Origin of the sequence: Streptomyces sp. CBMA152, assembly GCF_014596475.1 — a bacterium.
Lineage (GTDB): Bacteria > Actinomycetota > Actinomycetes > Streptomycetales > Streptomycetaceae > Streptomyces.
Window position 1 is genome coordinate 173,820 of the sequence record NZ_MECJ01000039.1, and the last position, 13,887, is coordinate 187,706.

At 72.2% G+C, this 13,887-nt stretch carries 13 protein-coding genes; 10 read left to right on the plus strand and 3 right to left on the minus strand.

Annotated features, from left to right (window positions below):
* The first annotated feature begins 89 nt into the window (after nucleotides 1-89).
* Nucleotides 90-1,127: an ABC transporter permease gene (locus BG418_RS38830; protein WP_188278794.1), complete on the plus strand. Its 1,038-nt coding sequence runs from the start codon at nucleotides 90-92 to the stop codon at nucleotides 1,125-1,127.
* Nucleotides 1,124-1,813: an ABC transporter ATP-binding protein gene (locus BG418_RS38835; RefSeq protein WP_188278795.1), complete on the plus strand. Its 690-nt coding sequence runs from the start codon at nucleotides 1,124-1,126 to the stop codon at nucleotides 1,811-1,813. Before BG418_RS38830 ends, BG418_RS38835 begins: the two co-directional genes overlap by 4 nt.
* A 70-nt stretch (nucleotides 1,814-1,883) precedes the next feature.
* Here BG418_RS38835 and BG418_RS38840 read toward each other — a convergent pair whose 3' ends face one another.
* Nucleotides 1,884-2,684, minus strand: a complete 801-nt coding sequence (locus tag BG418_RS38840; protein ID WP_188278796.1) for an IclR family transcriptional regulator — start codon at nucleotides 2,682-2,684, stop codon at nucleotides 1,884-1,886.
* Nucleotides 2,685-3,002: 318 nt separating this feature from the next.
* Here BG418_RS38840 and allB point away from each other — a divergent pair, with 318 nt between their 5' ends.
* The 5 genes from allB to BG418_RS38865 all read left to right on the plus strand — a co-directional run bounded on the left by allB (nucleotide 3,003) and on the right by BG418_RS38865 (nucleotide 8,776).
* Nucleotides 3,003-4,340 (plus strand): allantoinase AllB, encoded by a 1,338-nt coding sequence (gene allB / locus BG418_RS38845; protein WP_188278797.1) that lies wholly within the window; start codon nucleotides 3,003-3,005, stop codon nucleotides 4,338-4,340.
* Between the two features lie 3 nt (nucleotides 4,341-4,343).
* Nucleotides 4,344-5,459, plus strand: coding sequence for an allantoicase (gene alc / locus BG418_RS38850; RefSeq protein ID WP_188278798.1), 1,116 nt, complete (start codon nucleotides 4,344-4,346; stop codon nucleotides 5,457-5,459).
* 182 nt (nucleotides 5,460-5,641) lie between these two features.
* A complete protein-coding gene (locus tag BG418_RS38855; RefSeq protein WP_188278799.1) occupies nucleotides 5,642-6,877 on the plus strand; it encodes a sensor histidine kinase in 1,236 nt (411 codons plus the stop codon).
* Nucleotides 6,874-7,554 (plus strand): response regulator transcription factor, encoded by a 681-nt coding sequence (locus tag BG418_RS38860; RefSeq protein ID WP_188278800.1) that lies wholly within the window; start codon nucleotides 6,874-6,876, stop codon nucleotides 7,552-7,554. The genes BG418_RS38855 and BG418_RS38860 overlap by 4 nt, the downstream gene beginning before the upstream one ends.
* Nucleotides 7,555-7,591: 37 nt before the next feature.
* Entirely contained in the window at nucleotides 7,592-8,776 is a 1,185-nt protein-coding gene (locus BG418_RS38865) for a cytochrome P450 (RefSeq protein WP_188278801.1), read from the plus strand.
* Nucleotide 8,777: 1 nt separating this feature from the next.
* Here BG418_RS38865 and BG418_RS38870 read toward each other — a convergent pair whose 3' ends face one another.
* Nucleotides 8,778-9,533, minus strand: coding sequence for a hypothetical protein (locus BG418_RS38870; protein WP_188278802.1), 756 nt, complete (start codon nucleotides 9,531-9,533; stop codon nucleotides 8,778-8,780).
* 120 nt (nucleotides 9,534-9,653) lie between these two features.
* On the opposite strand from BG418_RS38870, the gene BG418_RS38875 reads away from it, so the two are divergent.
* Complete coding sequence (locus BG418_RS38875; RefSeq protein WP_188278803.1) at nucleotides 9,654-10,850, plus strand: cytochrome P450; 1,197 nt, start codon at nucleotides 9,654-9,656, stop codon at nucleotides 10,848-10,850.
* On the opposite strand, the gene BG418_RS38880 is transcribed toward BG418_RS38875, so the two are convergent.
* Complete coding sequence (locus BG418_RS38880; RefSeq protein ID WP_188278804.1) at nucleotides 10,840-11,838, minus strand: Gfo/Idh/MocA family oxidoreductase; 999 nt, start codon at nucleotides 11,836-11,838, stop codon at nucleotides 10,840-10,842. The genes BG418_RS38875 and BG418_RS38880 overlap by 11 nt on opposite strands.
* A gap of 155 nt (nucleotides 11,839-11,993) precedes the next feature.
* Here BG418_RS38880 and BG418_RS38885 point away from each other — a divergent pair, with 155 nt between their 5' ends.
* Nucleotides 11,994-12,713 carry a GntR family transcriptional regulator gene (locus BG418_RS38885; protein ID WP_188278912.1) on the plus strand — a complete coding sequence of 240 codons (720 nt, stop codon included), beginning with the start codon at nucleotides 11,994-11,996 and terminating at the stop codon, nucleotides 12,711-12,713.
* Between the two features lie 143 nt (nucleotides 12,714-12,856).
* A complete protein-coding gene (locus tag BG418_RS38890) occupies nucleotides 12,857-13,861 on the plus strand; it encodes a sugar ABC transporter substrate-binding protein (protein WP_188278805.1) in 1,005 nt (334 codons plus the stop codon).
* Nucleotides 13,862-13,887: the final 26 nt, after the last annotated feature.

Here is a 13,887-nt window from a genome sequence, read left to right on the forward strand (position 1 = left end):
AAAGTTTGATATGCGGATCCGTCCTTCGATCCGGGGCATGCGTGCTGTGGCGCGATGCCCCGGCGGGCCCGGGCCGCGAGGCTGGAGCCATGTTCGTCGCATGGAGAGATCTCCGGTTCGCCAGGGGCCGGTTCGCGCTGATGGGGACGGTGGTGGTGCTCATCACCCTGCTCGTCGGCCTGCTGTCCGGGCTCACCGCCGGGCTGGCCCGGGACAACACCTCGGCCGTCACCGCGCTGCCCGCCGACCGGCTCGCGCTGGCCGCCCCGCCCTCCGGCCAGTCGGTCTCCTTCACGAGCTCGATACTGCGGCCGTCGGTGTGGGAGCGCTGGGGCCGGGTGCCCGGGGTGCGCTCCGCCGAGCCGATCGCGATCTCCACGGTGAACGCCAAGGCGGGCGAGCGGACGGCCGGCGTGTCGGTCTTCGCCGTCCGCCCCGGCTCGGGTCTTTCGCCGGTACGGGACGGGGGCGCCGTGCTCTCGCGGGGTGCGGCGGACAAGCTGCGCGCGGCGGTGGGGGACACGGTGGTCCTCGGCGGTCGCGCGCTGAAGGTGTCGGCGGTGCGGGGCGCGGACTCGTACAGCCATACGCCGGTCGTCTGGACGGCGCTCGCGTCCGGCGCCCCGGCCACGGTGGTGGTGCTCCGGCTCGGCGACGGGGTGCCGCTCGCCGCGACGGATCGGGAGCTGGGGACGACGACCCGCACGCTGGACGGCGCGCTGTCGGCGCTGCCCTCCTACCAGGCCGAGAACGGCTCGCTCCAGCTCATGCGGGGGTTCCTGTTCGTCATCTCCGCGCTGGTCGTCGGGGCGTTCTTCACCGTCTGGACGATTCAGCGGAGCGGGGACATCGCGGTCCTGAAGGCGCTGGGTGCGTCGACGCCGTACCTCCTTGCCGACGCGCTCGGGCAGGCGGTGGTGATGCTGTGCGTGGGGACGGCGGCGGGTACGGGGCTCGCGGCGCTGGTCGGGGGGCTGGTCGAGGACTCGGTCCCGTTCGTCCTCGATGCCCGCACCACTCTGATCCCCGCGCTGGTCCTGATCGCGCTCGGCGCGTTCGGCGCCGCTCTGTCCATCCGGCGGATCACCGCCGTCGACCCGCTGACCGCGTTGGGAAGTGCCCGATGACCGCGCCGCTGCTCCTGGAATCCGTCACCCTGACCTACCCGGACGGGGACGGCCGGCTCACCGCGCTCGACGACGTCAGCCTCGCCGTGCCAGCCGGCACCCTGACGGCGTGCGTGGGGCCGTCGGGGTCGGGCAAGTCCAGCTTGCTGGCGGTTGCGGCGACACTGATCGCGCCGGACCGGGGGCGGGTGGTGGTGGCCGGGGCCGAGACGGGGTCGCTCAGCGCGGGGGAGCGGGCGGCGCTGCGGCGTGATCGGATCGGGATTGTGTTCCAGCAGCCGAATCTGCTGCCGTCGCTTACGGCGGCCGAGCAGTTGCAGGTCATGGCGCATCTGTCGGGCGCGAAGCCCGCGGGGGCGCGGGTGCGGGCGCTCGAACTGCTCGACGCGGTCGGCCTCGCGGACCTCGCGGACCGGCGTCCGCATCAGTTGTCCGGGGGGCAGCGGCAGCGGGTGAACATCGCTCGGGCGTTGATGAACGGGCCGTCCGTGCTCTTGGTCGACGAGCCGACGAGCGCGCTCGACCACGCGCGGGGCGCCGCCGTCCTGGACCTTCTGGTCCGGCTCACCCGGGAGCGCGCCACCGCGACCGTGCTTGTCACCCATGACGTGGGCCACCTGGAGCGGGTGGATCACGTGGTGGAGATGGGGGATGGGCGGCTCGGCGCCGGGCGCGTGGTCGGCTGACCGTTGTCGGTGGCTGGTCGCGCAGTTCCCCGCGCCCCTGGGGGTACGGGGAAGCCCGTTCCGAGCGTGCTCAGCCCTGGTTCGTGTTGGCCAGCGCAGCAGACAGCTCCACCGCAACCCCCTGCAGGATCGGGACGATCTTCTCCGTCGCCGCCTCCGTTACCCGGCCCGCCGGGCCGGAGATGGAGATGGCCGCGGCCGTCGGGGAGTTCGGGACCGACACCGCGAGGCAGCGGACTCCTATTTCCTGCTCGTTGTCGTCGACCGCGTACCCCGCCCGCCGCACCTGCTCCAGCGCGTCGAGGAAGCCCTCGGGTGTGGTGATGGTCTTCTCGGTGGCCGCCGGCATGCCCGTACGGGCGAGCAGTGCGCGCACCTCCTCCGGCGGGGTGTGCGCGAGCAGGGCCTTGCCGACGCCCGTGGAGTGCGGCAGCACCCGGCGGCCCACCTCGGTGAACATCCGCATCGAGTGCTTGGACGGCACCTGCGCCACGTACACGATCTCGTCCCCGTCGAGCAGCGCCATGTTGGCGGTCTCGCCGGTCTCCTCGACCAGACGGGCCAGATACGGCCGCGCCCAGGTGCCGAGCAGTCGGGACGCGGACTCGCCGAGGCGGATCAGACGCGGGCCGAGCGCGTACCGCCGGTTGGCCTGCTGGCGGACATAGCCGCAGGCCACGAGCGTACGCATCAGGCGGTGGATGGTCGGCAGGGGCAGGCCGCTGCTGGCGGAGAGCTCGCTGAGGCCGACCTCGCCCCCGGCGTCGGCCATCCGCTCAAGGAGGTCGAAGGCGCGCTCAAGGGACTGGACGCCACCGCTCGCGGCGGATGGCTTGGAGGCGTCGGTGGTGCTGGCGCTGGACGTCGGCACGGCGCGGTCCTTTCATGCTGGCAGGTGAGCAGCCTACTTGGCGGATTGTCGCCGTACAGTGCGTACGTGGGGCGTCCTGGCCGGTCAGGGCTGGTTTGTCCGGTCGAGGTGGGTGCCCCGTGGCGATAGCTACATTCTGAGAAGTGAAATTCTAATTCCATTCTGTGGAAACCTCCAAGACCCACGCCGTTGGTGGTCGCCGGAGTCGGGACACCCTTGACGGCTCCCTGATCGGCGTGAAGACTCCTTCAACAGTTCGTTGAATTTCGCTGGCTGAGTCAGTTGCATCAGTCGAACCACTGGGAAGTGAGGGCTCGGGTGTCCGACGTCAACCTCGTACTGCGCTCCTCGCGCGTCATCACCCCCGAGGGCACCCGCCCCGCCTCGGTCGCCGTGGCCGGTGGCGTGATCGCGGCGGTGCTGCCGTACGACGCGGACGTCCCCGCCGGGGCGCGCCTGGAGGACTTCGGCGACGACGTCCTGCTGCCCGGACTCGTCGACTGCCATGTGCATGTGAACGACCCGGGCCGCACCGAGTGGGAGGGCTTCTGGACCGCCACCCGCGCCGCGGCCGCCGGTGGCATCACCACCCTCGTCGACATGCCGCTCAACTCCCTGCCGCCGACCACCACCGTCGCCAACCTGCGCACCAAGCAGGAGGTCGCGCGGACCAAGGCGCATGTGGACGTCGGCTTCTGGGGCGGCGCCCTGCCCGACAACGTCAAGGACCTGCGGCCGCTCCACGACGCCGGTGTCTTCGGCTTCAAGGCGTTCCTGTCGCCGTCCGGCGTCGAGGAGTTCCCCGAGCTGAACCAGGACCAGCTGGCCCAGTCGCTCGCCGAGATCGCGGGCTTCGACGGCCTGATGATCGTGCACGCCGAGGACCCGCACGAGCTGGACGCCGCGCCCCACCTCAGCGGCCCCAAGTACGCGGACTACCTCGCCACCCGGCCCAGGGTCTCCGAGAACACCGCGATCGAGGGTCTGATCGCGGCCGCCCGCCGGGTCGGCGCCCGGGTGCACATCCTGCACCTGTCCTCGTCCGACGCGCTGCCGCTGATCGCCGCCGCCAAGCGCGAGGGCGTACGGCTGACGGTGGAGACCTGTCCGCACTACCTCACCCTGACCGCCGAGGAAGTCCCGGACGGGGCCAGCGAGTTCAAGTGCTGCCCGCCGATCCGCGAGGCCGCCAACCAGGACCTGCTGTGGGCCGCGCTCGCCGACGGCACCATCGACTGCGTGGTCACCGACCACTCGCCGTCCACCGCCGACCTGAAGACCGACGACTTCGCCACCGCCTGGGGCGGCATCTCCGGCCTCCAGCTCAGCCTCTCCGCGATCTGGACCGAGGCACGCAAGCGCGGCCACACGCTGGAGGACGTGGTGCGCTGGATGTCGTCCGCCACCGCCTCCCTCGTCGGGCTCTCGCAGAAGGGCGCCATCGAGGCGGGCCGCGACGCCGACTTCGCGGTGCTCGCCCCCGACGCGACCTTCACCGTGGACCCCGCCGCACTCCAGCACCGCAACCGTGTCACCGCGTACGCGGGCAAGACCCTGCACGGTGTCGTCAAGTCGACCTGGCTGCGCGGAGAGCGCATCCAGCGGGACGGCGCCCTCACCGAGCCCACCGGCCGTCTGCTCGAAAGGAACAACTGAACCGTGAGCGAGATCCCTTCCTACACCGGTGACGCCAGCCCCTACGGCGGCGGCGACCCGTACGCGGACTACCGCACCGCCGACTTCCCGTTCACGCGGTACGCGGACCTCGCCGACCGGCGCCTGGGCGCGGGTGTCATCGCCGCCAACGACGAGTTCTTCGCCGAGCGCGAGAACCTGCTGAAGCCCGAGGCCGCCGAGTTCGACCCCGAGCACTTCGGCCACAAGGGCAAGATCATGGACGGCTGGGAGACCCGCCGCCGCCGCGGTGTCTCGGCCGCCGTGCCGCACCCGACCGACGAGGACCACGACTGGGCCCTGGTACGCCTGGGCGCCCCCGGTGTCGTACGCGGCATCGTCGTCGACACCGCGCACTTCCGGGGCAACTACCCGCAGGCCGTGTCGGTGCAGGCCACCTCGGTCGACGGCTCGCCCTCGCCCGAGGAACTGCTCGCGGACGACGTGAAGTGGGTAACGCTCGTACCCCGTACGGCAGTCGGCGGCCACGCGGCCAACGGGTTCGCCGTCGACGTCGAGCAGCGCTTCACGCATCTGCGCGTCAATCAGCACCCCGACGGCGGCATCGCGCGCCTTCGTGTGTACGGCGAGGTCGCCCCGGACCCGAAGTGGCTCGCCGCGCTCGGCACCTTCGACCTCGCGGCCCTGGAGAACGGCGGCCAGGTCGAGGACGCCTCCGACCGCTTCTACTCACCCGCCACCAACACCATCCAGCCGGGCCGCTCCCGCAAGATGGACGACGGCTGGGAGACCCGGCGCCGCCGCGACAAGGGCAACGACTGGATCCGCTACCAGCTGGCGGCCCAGTCCGAGATCCGCGCGATCGAGATCGACACCGCGTACCTCAAGGGCAACTCGGCGGGCTGGGCGGCGCTCTCGGTCCGCGGCGGGGAGTCGGGCGACTGGACCGAGGTCCTGGCGCGCACCCGGCTGCAGCCCGACACCAACCACCGGTTCGTGCTCGCCGCCCCGGCGGTCGCCACCGACGTCCGGATCGACATCTTCCCCGACGGCGGCATCTCCCGCCTGCGCCTGTTCGGCTCGCTCACGGCCGACGGCGCGGCGCGGCTGACCGCCCGCCACCAGGAGCTGGGCGGCTGACGACACAGCCGCCCATGCGCGGGGCGCCCCGGCCCGACAGCACCGGGGCGCCCCGCGCCGCAGCACGTGATCGCCGTCTTCGGACGCGCCCTGTGATGCGAAAGTCTCGGCTCGTACGACTTTGGTAGCGCGCTGCCGCCGGATCCCGCCGCACCGCCCCCGACCTGCGTACTTTGGTCGGCATGACACGCCCAGGTCCCGAATACCGCTGGCTGCTGCCCTCGGCCGTCGCCGCCCCCGAGCTGCCGGGCGACCGCTTGGAGAAGAGCAGGCCGCGCCGCACCGTACGGGACTGGGTCGTCGACACCCTCGCCTTTCTCGCAGCCCTCCTCGTCGGCCTGCTCGCCGCCGACTCCATGAACTCCACGGCCGGCTACTCGGACTCCCCGCTCCAGGCCGTGGACCTGCTGGTGGGCGCGGCCGCCTGCGGCGCGGTGTGGCTGCGCCGACGCCATCCCGTGGGGCTCGCCTCGGCTCTCGTCGTCGTCACCGTCGGGGCGCCCGCCGCTGTCGGGGCGCTGCTCGTCGCCCTGTTCAGCCTGGCCGTGCACCGGCCGCTCAAGCCCGCCGTCGCGGTCGTCGGCAGCGCGGCCGTGGTCAGCTCGGTGCTCCAGCCGGTGGTCCGCCCCGACCCGACGTCGAGCCTGCTGGCCAACGCCCTGGTCGGCATCCTGATCGTGCTGCTCGTCATCGGCTGGGGCATGCTCGTACGCGCCCGGCGCCAGCTCGTCGTCGCGCTGCGCGAACGGGCCGCCCGCGCCGAGGAGGAGGCCGCGCTGCGGGCCGAACACGCCCAGCGCCTGGCCCGCGAGGACATCGCCCGAGAGATGCACGACGTACTGGCCCACCGGCTCACCCTGCTCAGCGTGCACGCGGGCGCTCTGGAGTTCCGCCCGGACGCACCCCCGGCCGAGGTCGCCCGCGCCGCCGGGGTCATCCGGGACAGCGCGCACGAGGCGCTGCAGGACCTGCGCCAGATCATCGGCGTGCTGCGCAGCCCGGGCGAGGGCGCCGAGGACCGGCCGCAGCCGACACTCGCGACCCTGGACGCGCTGGTCGCCGAGTCACGGCAGGCCGGGATGAAGGTCACCCTCGACAGCCGCATCGGCGACCTCGAAGCGGTCCCGGCGGGCACCGGGCGCAACGCCTACCGGATCGCCCAGGAAGCCCTCACCAACGCCCGCAAGCACGCCCCGGGCGCCGAGGTCACCGTCCGCGTCACCGGTGGACCGGGCGACGGACTCACCGTCGAGGTGCGCAACCCCGCACCCGTCGGCGACGTACCGAAGGTGCCCGGATCCGGGCAGGGGCTGATCGGGCTCACCGAGCGCGCCATGCTCGCCGGGGGACGCCTGGAGCACGGCGGCACCCCGGACGGCGGGTTCCGGGTCGGCGCCTGGCTACCGTGGCCCTCATGACCATCCGGCTCCTCGTCGTCGACGACGACCCCCTCGTCCGTGCGGGACTCACCTTCATGCTCGGCGGCGCCGACGACCTGGAGATCGTCGGGGAGGCGTCGGACGGCTCGCATGTCGGGGAGCTGACGGACCGGCTGCGCCCGGACGTGGTCCTGATGGACATCCGGATGCCGACCGTCGACGGCCTGACCGCCACCGAGGCGCTGCGCTCCCGCCCCGACGCGCCCGAAGTGCTGGTCCTGACCACCTTCCACGCCGACGACCAGGTCGTACGGGCGCTGCGCGCCGGAGCCGCCGGGTTCGTCCTCAAGGACACCCCGCCCGCCGAGATCGTCGCCGCCGTCCGCAGGGTCGCGGCGGGCGAGCCGGTGCTCTCCCCGGCGATCACACGCCAGTTGATGCAGCAGGTCGCGGGCGGCCCGGGCCCGGTGGGGGACCGGGCCTCGCGGGCCCGGGCGAAGATCGGCCAACTCGGCGAGCGCGAACGGGAGGTGGCGGTCGCGGTCGGCCGGGGCCAGTCCAACGCGGAGATCTCCGCCGCCCTCTTCCTCAGCGTGCCCACCGTGAAGACCCATGTCTCGCGCGTCCTGGCCAAGCTCGGCCTCAACAACCGTGTCCAGATCGCGCTCCTGGTGCACGACGCCGGACTCCTCGACGAGGAGGGCGACGTAGGCTGAACGCGACCCTAAACAGCGGGGGAAGGCGGTCAGTGCCATGACGGTGGTCGACCTGCGGGACCACGCGGACTTCACCGCGAACCCGTATCCGTACTACGCGAAGCTTCGCGCCGAAGGGCCCGTGCACCGCGTCCGCACCCACGAGTCCGACGAGGTCTGGCTGGTCGTCGGCCACGAGCAGGCGCGGGCCGCGCTCGCGGATCCCCGGCTCTCCAAGGACTGGCGCGAGTTCGGCGACTGGGAGTACGAGGACACCCCGGTCAGTGCCAACATGCTGGAGTCGGACCCGCCGCGCCACACCCGGCTGCGCAAGCTGGTGGCGCGGGAGTTCACGCCCCGCCGGATCGAGGCGCTGCGTCCGCGCGTGCAGGAGATCACCGACGGGCTGCTCGATGCCATGCTGGCCGCGCCCGGCCGCAGCGCCGACCTCGTCGACTCGCTGGCGTTCCCGCTGCCGATGACCGTCATCTGCGAACTGCTCGGCGTGCCCGACCTGGACCGGGAGACCTTCCGTCGGCTCTCCAACGAGGCCGTGGCCCCGACCGCCGACGACGGCAAGAACACCTCCGTACGGGAGATGGGCGCGTACCTGGTCGAGCTGATCGAGGACAAGCGCTGCACCCGCCCCGCCGACGACCTGATGAGCGCCCTCATCCGCACCCGGCACGAGGACGGCGACACGCTCTCGCCCGACGAACTCATCGGCATGGCCTTCCTGCTGCTGGTCGCCGGACACGAGACCACCGTCAACCTCATCTCCAACGGGGTACGGGCGCTGCTCGCCCACCCCGACCAACTCGCCGCCCTGCGTGCCGATCCGGACGGCCTGATCGACGGCGCCGTCGAGGAGATGCTGCGCTACGACGGCCCGGTGGAGACCTCCACGTACCGCTTCACGACCGAACCGCTCGACATCGGCGGGACGGTCATCCCGGCCCGTCAGCCGGTTCTCGTCGCCATCGCCTCCGCCGACCGGGACCCCGGCCGCTACCCGGATCCCGACCGCTTCGACATCACCCGCGCCCCGCAGAGCCATCTGGCCTTCGGCCACGGCATCCACTTCTGCCTGGGCGCGCCGCTGGCCCGGATGGAGGGCCGGATCGCGGTCCGTACGCTCCTGGAGCGCGCGCCCGGTCTCGAACTCGATCCGGACGGCGGCCCGTTGGAGTGGCTGCCGGGGATGCTGATCCGGGGCGTACGGCATCTTCCCGTCCGTTGGTGACTTACGCCTTGCGCGCGGCCGCCGCCCGTTTGCGGTGCTCGCCGCGCAGGACCAGACCCGGCCATTCGTCCCCGTACGCCCCACAGGCCGAGACCGACCACAGCGACCATTGCTGCGGCACCGAGTAGTACGGCACCAGCATCCGCACCTTGCGCAGCCGCGACACCTTCACCGGGACGAGCGCGGGCAGCACGTCCGGCTGCTGGCCCGCCAGGATCGCCTTGCGGCAGGACGCGCACGCGGGCCTGCGGTCGGCTGCAGCCTCGCGCGGCCCGGTCCGGCGCCGGGCTCGCTGGCGGTGCTGTTTGCGCGCGGGCGAGCCGGTGTGCTCGGCGGCCGCGTGCAGCGGGTTGTAGTAGCAGCGCTCGGCGGGCCGGGGCACGTGCTGCCCGGCGCGGCGGGCGTGCACGGCGGCGAACCGCACCAGCGCGCGCTCGGCCAGCACCGCCGCGGCGGCCAGATCCGGCAGGTCGGACGCCTCGTCGAGCAGCTTGCCCGCGGCCTGGAACGCGTCGAGGGCCCAGGTGTAGTCGCGCTCGCCGACCGGGTCCAGGGCGGCCCGCTCCACCGGGAGTTCGGCCTCCCGCAGCACATCGCCGACGGCCGTCACCCGCGCCGACACCAGCCGCTCCAGCCGTTCGCGGGCCGTCTCCCACTCGTCCAGGATCCGCTGCTGTTCTTCCTTCGACGGCTCCCGCGCCGTTTGTACGGGACCGCTCGGGCGCAGCATCCCCATGAACCACCAACGCTTCAGCACCGAGCCTCCCCTCGCTGCGACCAGGGTAGAAGCCCCCGAAGCTACCGCAGAGTTAGGGTGTGCCGACCACCACGGTGTGCATGCCAGGCGGTGTGCGCTACGTTCCTGAAGGGACCCGCGTTGACCAGCGAAGCCATTCTCGATCTCACCGCTCTGGGCGAGGACTTCACCCGTGACCCGTACCCGGTCTACGCGGAGCTGCGCGAGCGCGGACCGGTGCATCGCATCCGGATGCCCGAGGGTGCGGACGCCTGGCTCGTCGTCGGGTACGAGGCGGGCCGCGCCGCCCTCGCCGACCCGCGGCTGTCCAAGGAGTGGCGCAACGCCTCGCCCGACCTCGGCGTGAAGCAGGTCGCCTCCGGCACCACCATGCTCAGCTCCGACGCCCCGGCCCACACCCGGCTCCGCAAGCTGGTCACCCGGGAGTTCACCCCGCGCCGGGTCGAGCAGATGGCCCCGCGCATCCAGGAGATGACCGACGCGCTGCTCGACACCATGCTCAGGGAGCCCGGCCGCGCGGATCTGGTCGAGGCGCTGTCCTTCCCGCTGCCGATCACCGTCATAGGCGATCTGCTCGGGGTGCCGAGCCTGGACCAGGACAGCTTCCGCGAGTGGTCCAACGCCTCCATCTCCGCGACCGCGCTGGCGGACCGGATGGCGGCGGCCAAGTCCATGTCGGAGTATCTGACCGCGCTGCTCGCGGACAAGCGCGAGAACCCCGGCGGGGATCTGATGAGCGCGCTGATCCACGCGGCCGACGAGGACGGCGACCGGCTCTCGGGTCCCGAGCTGCTCGGTATGGCCTGGCTGCTGCTGGTCGCGGGCCATGAGACGACCGTCAACCTGATATCCAACGGCGTGCTCGCCCTGCTCAGCAACCCCGAGCAGCTGGCCGCGCTGCGCGCCGACTTCGACGGGCTGATCGAGGGCGCGATCGAGGAGATGCTGCGCTACGACGGCCCGGTCGAGACACCCACGTACCGCTTCACGACCGAACCGGTCGACATCGGCGGCACGGTGGTGCCCGGCGGCGGGGAGCTGGTGCTCGTCGCCATGGCCGACGCCAACCGCGACCCGGCCCGCTACCCGGAGCCGTCCCGCTTCGACATCCGGCGTGACGCGCGCGGCCATGTGGCGTTCGGCCACGGCATCCACTACTGCCTGGGCGCGCCGCTCGCCCGCCTCGAAGCCCGCATAGCGATCCGCTCGCTGCTCGAACGCTGCCCGGACCTCGCGCTCGACATCCACCCGGCGGCGGTCACCTGGCGCTCGGGCATGCTGGTGCGCGGGCCCGAGAGCCTGCCCGTCAGGTGGTGAACTCCGCGACGGCGACCGGGCGGCGCTCGCGGCGCGAGCGCTCGCACGCCTCGGCGACGCGCAGCGCGTACAGCGCCTCCCGCCCGTCGCACGGGTTGGCCCGCTCACCCCGTACGACCTGGACGAAGGCGTCCAGCTCGGCCCGGTAGGCGGGCGCGAACCGCTCCAGGAAGCCGGTCCAGGGCTTCCCGACGGGCGCGGGCACATCCGGCTCGGCCGAGACGAGCGGGGTGCGCTCGCCGAGCCCGACGGCGAACTGGCCGAGGTCTCCGGCCAGTTCCATCCGTACGTCGTACCCGGCGCCGTTGCACCGGGTCGCCGTCGCCGTGGCCAGGGCGCCGTCGTCGAGGGTGAGGACGGCGGCGGCCGTGTCCACGTCCCCGGCGTCGCGGAACATCGCGGGCCCCGCGTCCGAACCGGTCGCGTACACCTCGACCACCTCGCGGCCGGTCACCCAGCGCAGGATGTCGAAGTCATGGACCAGGCAGTCCCGGTAGAGGCCGCCGGAGAGCGGCAGATACGCGGCGGGCGGCGGCGCCGGGTCGGAGGTGATCGCCCGTACGGTGTGCAGCCGTCCGAGCCGGCCGGCCCGTACGAGCTCGCGGGCGGCGGTGTACCCGGCGTCGAAGCGCCGCATGAAGCCGATCTGCAGGACGGTCCCGGCGGCCTCGACCTCGGCCAGCGCCGCCAGCGTCCCGGCCAGGTCCAGGGCGATCGGCTTCTCGCAGAACGCGGGGATCCCGGCCCGGGCCGCGCGGGCGATGAGCTCGGCGTGCGCGGCGGTCGCGGAGGCGATCACCACCGCGTCCGGGCGGTCCGCGAAGAGCTGGTCGACCGAGGCGGCCGTGGCGCCGGTCCGGGCGGCGGCCTCCACCGCGCGCACCGGGTCGGCGTCGGCCACCACGAGCTCGGTGACCGAGGGATGGCGGGTGAGGGCCTCCGCGTGGAAGGAGCCGATACGTCCCGTTCCGATGAGTCCGATGCGCATGGCCAAAAGGTGACGTCGCCGGGACGTCCTGTCAAGAGTTTGTCCTGACAATCTGACTTCCGGACTTCCCGTCAACATGCCCCGCGCACTACGCTCACTCCGTGTCCAAGCAGCCCAGAACCGTGCCGGAGACCGCCGCTCCGCTCCAGCTCAGCGTGGACCGCACCAGCCCGGTCCCGCTCTACTTCCAGCTCTCGCAGCAACTGGAAGCGGCCATCGAGCGCGGCACCCTCACGCCCGGCAGCCTCCTCGGCAACGAGATCGACCTCGCGAACCGGCTCGGCCTGTCCCGCCCCACCGTCCGCCAGGCCATCCAGGCCCTGGTCGACAAGGGCCTCCTGGTGCGCCGCCGAGGCGTCGGTACGCAGGTCGTGCACAGCCAGGTCAAGCGGCCCCTGGAGCTGAGCAGCCTCTACGACGACCTGGAGGCGGCCGGGCAGAAACCGGCCACCAAGGTGCTGCGCAACACCGTCGAACCGGCGGGCGCCGAAGTGGCGGCGGCGCTCGGGGTGCCCGAGGGTGCGGACGTCCATCTGGTCGAGCGGCTGCGGTACGCGCACGGCGAGCCGATGGCCCGGCTGTGCAACTACCTGCCCGTCGATCTGCTCGCCCTGGACACCGCGCAGCTGGAGGCCACGGGCCTGTACCGGCTGATGCGCGGCGCGGGGATCACCCTGCACAGCGCCCGGCAGTCGGTCGGGGCGCGGGCCGCTACGGCCGCCGAGGCGGAGCTGCTGGCCGAGGCCGTGGGCGCGCCGCTGCTGACCATGGAGCGCGCCACGTTCGACGACACCGGCCGGGCCGTCGAGTTCGGCTCGCACATCTACCGCGCCTCGCGGTACGCCTTCGAGTTCCAGCTGCTCGTACGGCCGTGATCCGCCCGTAAAGCCATGATCGCGACGGCCGTCCGCTCTCGAACGCCGCGTAAGAATGTTCGGACAAAGTATTGACGGGGTCGCGCGCCCGCCGCTAGAACTCACGTGCCGCAACCGGGCGGCCCAGGCGGAAGGCGGAACCCATGCGCACACCCCGCACGGCCCTCACGGCGGCTGCGGCCGTCGCGGCCCTCGCGCTCACGGTCGCCGGATGCAGCAGCTCGGGCGGCAAGAGCTCGGAGGACAAGACGAAGGACGCCGCGTCCGGCGGCAAAGGTGTCTCCACACCACGGCTGAAGATCGCGATGGTCACCCACTCGGGCGAGGGCGACACGTTCTGGGACATCGTCCAGAGCGGCGCGAAACAGGCGGCCGCCAAGGACAACGTCGACTTCCTCTACTCGGCGAACAAGGAGGGCCAGCAGCAGTCGCAGCTGGTCCAGGCGGCCATCGACCAGAAGGTCGACGGGATCATCGTCACCCTGGCCAAGCCCGAGGCCGTACGGGACGTGGTGAAGAAGGCGGTCGCGGCGGGCATACCCGTCGTCACCATCAACTCCGGCGCCCAGTACTCCAAGGAGCTCGGCGCGATCGGACACATCGGCCAGGACGAGGGCGTGGCCGGTGAGGCGGTCGGCGAGCAGCTGAACGCGCGCGGCAAGAAGAAGACCGTCTGCGTCATCCACGAACAGGGCAACGTCTCGCTGGAGGAGCGCTGCGCGGGAGTGAAGAAGACGTTCCACGGCACGGTCGAGAACCTGAACGTCGACGGGACCAACACGCCCGCCGCGACGTCCTCCATCGAGGCGAAACTCCAGGCGGGCAAGGACATCGACTCGGTGGTCACCCTCGGCGCGCCGATGGCGGCCGCGGCCGTGAAGGCGAAGGGCGACGCGGGCAGCTCCGCCGAGGTCGACACCTTCGACCTCAACGCCGCCGTGATCAAGCAGTTCAAGGCCAAGGAGATCGGCTTCGCGGTCGATCAGCAGCCGTATCTCCAGGGGTATCTGGCGGTGGACGAACTATGGCTGGACAAGACCAACGGCAATGTCGTCGGCGGTGGCAGGCCGGTCCTCACCGGGCCCGCGATCGTCACCGAGAAGGACGTGCCGACGCTGGAGAAGTACACCGCACGCGGTACCCGATGATCGCCCGCCGACCTCACGTGACCCAT

What these genes read in the sequence shown, in the direction of transcription:
- BG418_RS38835 (WP_188278795.1), top strand. Translation starts at nt 1,124, where the DNA reads ATGACCGCGCCGCTGCTCCTGGAATCCGTCACCCTGACCTACCCGGAC.
- BG418_RS38890 (WP_188278805.1), top strand. Translation starts at nt 12,857, where the DNA reads ATGCGCACACCCCGCACGGCCCTCACGGCGGCTGCGGCCGTCGCGGCC.
- BG418_RS38830 (WP_188278794.1), top strand. Translation starts at nt 90, where the DNA reads ATGTTCGTCGCATGGAGAGATCTCCGGTTCGCCAGGGGCCGGTTCGCG.
- BG418_RS38855 (WP_188278799.1), top strand. Translation starts at nt 5,642, where the DNA reads ATGACACGCCCAGGTCCCGAATACCGCTGGCTGCTGCCCTCGGCCGTC.
- BG418_RS38880 (WP_188278804.1), bottom strand. Translation starts at nt 11,838, where the DNA reads ATGCGCATCGGACTCATCGGAACGGGACGTATCGGCTCCTTCCACGCG.
- BG418_RS38865 (WP_188278801.1), top strand. Translation starts at nt 7,592, where the DNA reads ATGACGGTGGTCGACCTGCGGGACCACGCGGACTTCACCGCGAACCCG.
- BG418_RS38860 (WP_188278800.1), top strand. Translation starts at nt 6,874, where the DNA reads ATGACCATCCGGCTCCTCGTCGTCGACGACGACCCCCTCGTCCGTGCG.